Origin of the sequence: Streptococcus sp., from assembly GCF_030528045.1 — a bacterium.
Taxonomy (GTDB): Bacteria; Bacillota; Bacilli; order Lactobacillales; family Streptococcaceae; genus Streptococcus.
On record NZ_JAUMZR010000011.1, the window covers coordinates 36,898 to 42,975 of the forward strand.

The 6,078-nt window shown below is 41.2% G+C and carries 7 protein-coding genes; 5 read left to right on the forward strand and 2 right to left on the reverse strand.

Features of this window, described 5'->3' with window-relative positions; translation table 11 throughout:
- Positions 1-36 precede the first annotated feature (36 nt).
- The 4 genes from Q4A91_RS03365 to Q4A91_RS03380 all read left to right on the forward strand — a co-directional run bounded on the left by Q4A91_RS03365 (position 37) and on the right by Q4A91_RS03380 (position 3,404).
- Positions 37-432: a single-stranded DNA-binding protein gene (locus tag Q4A91_RS03365; RefSeq protein WP_000282436.1), complete on the forward strand. Its 396-nt coding sequence runs from the start codon at positions 37-39 to the stop codon at positions 430-432.
- Between the two features lie 156 nt (positions 433-588).
- Positions 589-873, forward strand: coding sequence for a co-chaperone GroES (groES, locus tag Q4A91_RS03370; RefSeq protein ID WP_000917326.1), 285 nt, complete (start codon positions 589-591; stop codon positions 871-873).
- Positions 874-888: 15 nt separating this feature from the next.
- Positions 889-2,511 (forward strand): chaperonin GroEL, encoded by a 1,623-nt coding sequence (gene groL / locus Q4A91_RS03375; protein ID WP_303207387.1) that lies wholly within the window; start codon positions 889-891, stop codon positions 2,509-2,511.
- 125 nt (positions 2,512-2,636) lie between these two features.
- Entirely contained in the window at positions 2,637-3,404 is a 768-nt protein-coding gene (locus Q4A91_RS03380; protein ID WP_303207389.1) for an epoxyqueuosine reductase QueH, read from the forward strand.
- Between the two features lie 70 nt (positions 3,405-3,474).
- Here the strand turns inward: Q4A91_RS03380 and Q4A91_RS03385 are convergent, their stop codons facing one another.
- Both Q4A91_RS03385 and recX read right to left on the reverse strand, forming a co-directional pair.
- Complete coding sequence (locus Q4A91_RS03385) at positions 3,475-4,008, reverse strand: DUF402 domain-containing protein (RefSeq protein ID WP_000775318.1); 534 nt, start codon at positions 4,006-4,008, stop codon at positions 3,475-3,477.
- 88 nt (positions 4,009-4,096) lie between these two features.
- Positions 4,097-4,873 carry a recombination regulator RecX gene (recX, locus tag Q4A91_RS03390; RefSeq protein WP_303207391.1) on the reverse strand — a complete coding sequence of 259 codons (777 nt, stop codon included), beginning with the start codon at positions 4,871-4,873 and terminating at the stop codon, positions 4,097-4,099.
- Positions 4,874-4,910: 37 nt separating this feature from the next.
- On the opposite strand from recX, the gene rlmD reads away from it, so the two are divergent.
- Positions 4,911-6,078, forward strand: a 1,168-nt coding sequence (rlmD, locus tag Q4A91_RS03395) for a 23S rRNA (uracil(1939)-C(5))-methyltransferase RlmD (RefSeq protein ID WP_303207393.1), incomplete at its 3' end; no start/stop codon positions are given.

Below are 6,078 nucleotides of genomic sequence, written 5' to 3' on the forward strand. Positions count from 1 at the left end.
GATTCCTTACGAATAGATAAGTAGGAGGAAGAAAATATGTATAATAAAGTTATTCTTATTGGACGTTTAACGTCTACACCAGAATTGCACAAAACCAACAATGACAAGTCAGTAGCGCGTGCAACTATTGCTGTGAACCGTCGTTACAAAGACCAAAACGGGGAACGTGAAGCTGACTTTGTCAATTTGGTTCTTTGGGGGAAATTGGCTGAAACCTTGGCAAGCTACGCAACTAAAGGTAGTCTTATCTCTGTGGATGGAGAACTTCGTACCCGTCGCTTTGAGAAAAATGGCCAGATGAACTATGTGACTGAAGTCCTTGCCACAGGATTCCAACTTTTGGAAAGCCGCGCCCAACGTGCTATGCGTGAAAATAATGCAGGACAGGATTTGGCAGATTTGGTCTTGGAAGAGGAAGAATTGCCATTTTAAGCATTGAAAAGTCTGAGTTGGTCTCAGGATTTTTTATATTGAGAAAGTCAGACTTTTTTCTTGACTATTTCTGACCAAGTGATACAATAGAACTATGGATTAGCACTCAGATACAAAGAGTGCTAATAATATGTAGTTCATCATGGAGGAAAACAGATGTTGAAACCATTAGGAGACCGTGTGGTCTTGAAAATCGAAGAAAAAGAACAAACTGTTGGAGGCTTTGTCCTTGCAGGCTCAGCCCAAGAAAAAACAAAAACAGCCCAAGTTGTAGCTACTGGACAAGGTGTTCGTACCTTGAACGGTGACTTGGTTGCTCCAAGTGTTAAGCCTGGAGACCGTGTTTTAGTGGAAGCCCATGCAGGTATTGATGTCAAAGATGGCGATGAAAAGTATATCATCGTAGGCGAAGCCAACATCTTGGCGATCATTGAAGAATAGAAGGAGAAAGTAAGTATGTCAAAAGAAATTAAATTTTCATCTGATGCTCGTTCAGCTATGGTTCGTGGTGTCGATATCCTTGCAGACACTGTTAAAGTAACCTTAGGACCAAAAGGTCGTAATGTTGTGTTGGAAAAATCATTTGGCTCACCTTTGATTACCAATGACGGTGTGACCATTGCCAAAGAAATCGAGTTGGAAGACCATTTTGAAAATATGGGTGCCAAGTTGGTATCAGAAGTCGCTTCAAAGACCAATGATATCGCAGGTGACGGAACGACAACTGCAACAGTCTTGACTCAAGCTATCGTCCGCGAAGGAATCAAAAACGTCACTGCAGGTGCCAACCCAATCGGTATCCGTCGTGGGATTGAAGCAGCAGTTGCCGCAGCTGTAGAAGCCTTGAAAAACAATGCCATTCCAGTTGCTAATAAAGAAGCCATCGCTCAGGTTGCTGCTGTATCTTCTCGTTCTGAAAAAGTCGGCGAATACATCTCTGAAGCTATGGAAAAAGTTGGCAAAGATGGTGTCATCGCCATCGAAGAGTCGCGTGGTATGGAAACAGAGCTTGAAGTCGTGGAAGGAATGCAGTTTGACCGCGGTTATCTATCACAGTACATGGTGACAGATAGTGAAAAAATGGTGGTGGACCTTGAAAATCCATACATTTTGATTACTGATAAGAAGATTTCAAATATCCAAGAAATCTTGCCACTCCTAGAAAGTATTCTCCAAAGCAATCGTCCACTCTTGATTATTGCGGATGATGTGGATGGTGAAGCTCTTCCAACCCTTGTATTGAACAAGATTCGTGGTACTTTCAACGTAGTTGCTGTTAAGGCTCCTGGTTTCGGTGATCGTCGTAAGGCTATGTTAGAAGATATCGCTATCTTGACAGGTGGAACAGTCATCACAGAAGATCTTGGTCTTGAGTTGAAAGACGCTACTATTGAGGCGCTTGGTCAAGCAGCGAGAGTAACTGTGGACAAAGATAGCACGGTTATCGTAGAAGGTGCTGGAAATCCTGAAGCCATTTCCCACCGTGTTGCGGTTATCAAGTCTCAAATCGAAACTACAACATCTGAATTTGACCGTGAAAAATTGCAAGAACGCTTGGCAAAATTGTCAGGTGGTGTCGCAGTCATCAAGGTCGGTGCTGCAACTGAAACTGAGTTGAAAGAAATGAAACTCCGCATTGAAGATGCCCTCAACGCTACTCGTGCAGCCGTTGAAGAAGGAATCGTTGCAGGTGGTGGAACTGCTCTTGCCAATGTCATTCCAGCCGTAGCTGATTTGGAATTGACAGGAGATGAAGCAACAGGACGTAATATTGTTCTCTGTGCCTTGGAAGAGCCTGTTCGTCAAATCGCTCACAATGCAGGATTCGAAGGTTCTATTGTTATTGACCGTTTGAAGAATGCTGAAGTTGGCACAGGCTTCAACGCAGCAACAGGCGAGTGGGTCAACATGATTGAAGAGGGAATCATTGACCCAGTTAAAGTGAGTCGTTCAGCCCTTCAAAATGCAGCATCTGTAGCCAGCTTGATCTTGACAACAGAAGCAGTCGTAGCCAATAAACCAGAACCAGTTGCCCCAGCTCCAGCAATGGATCCAAGCATGATGGGCGGGATGATGTAAAAGCAACTTATAAAAAACACAAAAGGAGGGAACGTGCATCCCTCCTTTTATGGTTTTCTCTTCTAAAATTGATTTGAGCTCTCCTAACTTATATGATAAAATAAAACTAGAAAAAGGAGAAGAACATGATTGATGTAGAAGAAATTCTGAGCAAGATGAATCCCAATCAGAAGATTAATTATGACCGTGTCATGCAGAAAATGGTTCAAGTTTGGGAGAAAAATGAGCAACGTCCCACTATTCTCATGCATGTTTGCTGTGCTCCTTGTAGTACCTACACCCTAGAGTATCTGACCAAGTACGCGGATGTGACCATCTATTTTGCCAATTCCAATATCCATCCTAAGGCAGAATACCACAAGAGAGCTTACGTCACCAAGAAATTTGTCAGTGATTTCAATGAGCGAACAGGAAATACGGTCCAGTATTTAGAAGCGCCCTACGAACCCAATGAATACCGGAAGTTAGTCAGAGGACTGGAAGAAGAACCCGAAGGTGGGGATCGTTGCAAGGTTTGTTTTGACTACCGTCTGGATAAAACGGCGCAAGTGGCTATGGACTTGGGCTTTGACTACTTTGGTTCAGCTTTGACCATCAGTCCCCATAAGAATTCTCAAACCATCAACAGCATCGGAATCGATGTGCAAAAGATTTATACCACCAACTATCTTCCAAGTGATTTCAAGAAAAATCAAGGTTATAAGCGCTCGGTAGAGATGTGCGAGGAGTATGATATCTATCGTCAATGTTATTGTGGATGCGTCTATGCAGCTCAAGCTCAGAACATTGACCTTGTTCAGATTAAGAAGGATGCCACAGCTTTTTTGCTGGGTAAGGATGTTGAAAAAGACTATTCTCATATCAAATTTACTGTCACTAAATTAGATATATAGCAATTAACTCAGCTTCCAGGCTGGGTTCTTCAAATAAAAAAACCAGGGCTCTCACCCCGGTTCGACAACTTTACCGATTCTTTAGTTCTATGTAGCGTTTGTACCAAATGTTGACATAGGCCTCTGAGAAAGGACCGCGTCCATTGTTGATCCAATCAACAAGGATTTTAACATGTTCTTTCAAAATATAGTCTAAATCATCAGAATACTTCATTTTGCGTTTATGGCGCTCATACTCTTCAACGTCCAAGAGACGCTTTTCACCATCAGTGAAGACCTTGACATCCAAATCATAATCAATGTATTTCAGGGCTTCTTCATCTAGATAGTAAGGACTTGCCATATTGCAATAGTAGGAAATCCCATTATCACGAATCATGGCAATGATATTAAACCAATATTTTTTGTGAAAGTAAACAATAGCCGGTTCTCGAGTCACCCAACGACGACCGTCACTTTCGGTAACAAGTGTGTGGTCGTTGACGCCGATAATAGCGTTCTCTGTTGTTTTTAGTACCATGGTGTCCCGCCAAGTACGGTGGAGACTCCCATCATGCTTATAACTTTGAATTGTAATAAAGTCGCCTTCTTTTGGAAGTTTCATAACTAACCAACTTTCTACAATTTATAAGTTTATCGTTTACTATTATATCATAAATCGGTCTAATTTTTTTGAATTTTACACGAAAATATTAAAGATATTCTCTGAGAGCGCTGGCTATATCCGAAAAATCATAGCCTTTTCTAGCTAATACTTGAGTTAAACGTTGCTTTAGTTCGTATCCTTCATACTTTCGAGCATACTTAGCATATTGTTTGTCTAGCTCTTTAAAAATGAGCTCTTGAGTCGTTTCTTGGTCGACTTGACTGTCCAAGTTATCAAAGGCACTTTTAGCATCAGAATAGGAGAAGCCTTTGTTCGTCAAGTTTTGAATAATCTTATCCTGCAAGGCACGAGCGGGAAGCTTTCCCGTGTATTTTTTTAGCAGTTTCTCCGCCACACGTTGAGCAACCTCCGAAAAATCAAAATCCTTTGAAACCTCTTCAATAGTTGATTTGGCAATCCCTTTTTGAGACAGTTTTTGAGCCAGCACATAAGGTCCCTTATCTCCAGAGAGTTGATTTGCATTGATGATAGAGTAGGCATATTGACAATCATTAATCCAGTTGTCTTCTTTAAGATTAGCGATAACTTGACTAACGATTTTATTTTCAATATCATACTTGTCCAGATACTCACGAACTTCCTTTTCGGTTCGAGCTTTAAATGATAGATGGTAGAGGGCGAGATTCTTACCATAAGAAAACTGAGCAAAGCCCTGAATCTCGGTAAGTTCCTCTTTACTAATGACCTTATCTCGAGATAGCATAAAACGGACAATGGTATCTTCCGTGATATAAGAGGTTTGCTGTTTATCTAGTTCCATCAAGTAGAGACGTTTTTTCTTTTCAAGTTTTGTGATTTTCATAGTTCTATTATACCCTAAAATGTGATAAGATAAGGGTATGAATCTGAAAGTAAAACAAAAAATACCTTTAAAAATCAAGCGGATGGGCATCAATGGTGAGGGAATCGGTTTCTATCAGAAAACCCTCGTTTTTGTGCCTGGTGCTCTCAAAGGAGAAGATATCTATTGTCAGATTACTTCTATTAAACGTAACTTTGTTGAAGCCAAATTACTAAAGGTTAATAAGAAGTCTAAATTTCGAGTCGTACCAGCTTGTACGATTTATAATGAATGTGGTGGTTGCCAAATCATGCACCTCCACTATGATAAACAGTTAGAGTTCAAAACGGATCTGCTCCACCAAGCCCTGAAAAAATTTGCTCCTGCAGGATATGAAAACTATGAAATCCGTCCAACTATCGGAATGCAGGAACCAAAGTATTACCGTGCTAAGCTTCAATTCCAGACTCGGAAATTTAAAAATCAGGTCAAGGCAGGTTTGTATGCGCAAAACTCTCATTACCTCGTAGAGTTAAAAGATTGCTTGGTACAAGATAAGGAAACCCAAGTGATAGCGAATCGCCTAGCTGAACTTCTTACTTACCATCAAATCCCCATCACCGATGAGAGAAAAACGCTCGGCGTTCGCACCATCATGGTACGTCGAGCAAGAAAAACGGGGCAAGTTCAGATTATCATTGTCACAAATCGTCAGCTTAATTTAAATCAACTGGTCATAGACTTAGTCAATGATTTTCCAGAAGTTGTCACGGTTGCTGTCAATACAAATACAGCAAAAACAAGTGAAATCTATGGCGAAAAAACGGAAATTATCTGGGGCCAAGAGAGCATTCAAGAAGGAGTACTCGACTATGAGTTTTCTCTCTCGCCCCGAGCTTTTTATCAACTTAATCCGGAGCAGACAGAAATTCTCTATAGTGAAGCAATTAAGGCTCTGGATGTCAGCAAAGAGGATCATCTAATCGATGCATATTGCGGTGTTGGGACGATTGGATTTGCCTTCGCAAATAAGGTCAAGAGTCTCAGAGGAATGGATATTATTTCGGAAGCCATAGAAGATGCCAAGCGAAATGCTCAAAAAATGGGGTTTGACAATACCCATTACGAAGCGGGGACAGCAGAGGAGATTATTCCACGCTGGTATCAAGAAGGCTACCGAGCGGATGCCTTGATAGTCGATCCTCCTCGTACAGGCTTAGATGATA

What these genes read in the sequence shown, in the direction of transcription:
- Q4A91_RS03385 (WP_000775318.1), bottom strand. Translation starts at nt 4,008, where the DNA reads ATGAAACTTCCAAAAGAAGGCGACTTTATTACAATTCAAAGTTATAAG.
- groES (WP_000917326.1), top strand. Translation starts at nt 589, where the DNA reads ATGTTGAAACCATTAGGAGACCGTGTGGTCTTGAAAATCGAAGAAAAA.
- Q4A91_RS03365 (WP_000282436.1), top strand. Translation starts at nt 37, where the DNA reads ATGTATAATAAAGTTATTCTTATTGGACGTTTAACGTCTACACCAGAA.
- groL (WP_303207387.1), top strand. Translation starts at nt 889, where the DNA reads ATGTCAAAAGAAATTAAATTTTCATCTGATGCTCGTTCAGCTATGGTT.
- recX (WP_303207391.1), bottom strand. Translation starts at nt 4,873, where the DNA reads ATGAAAATCACAAAACTTGAAAAGAAAAAACGTCTCTACTTGATGGAA.
- Q4A91_RS03380 (WP_303207389.1), top strand. Translation starts at nt 2,637, where the DNA reads ATGATTGATGTAGAAGAAATTCTGAGCAAGATGAATCCCAATCAGAAG.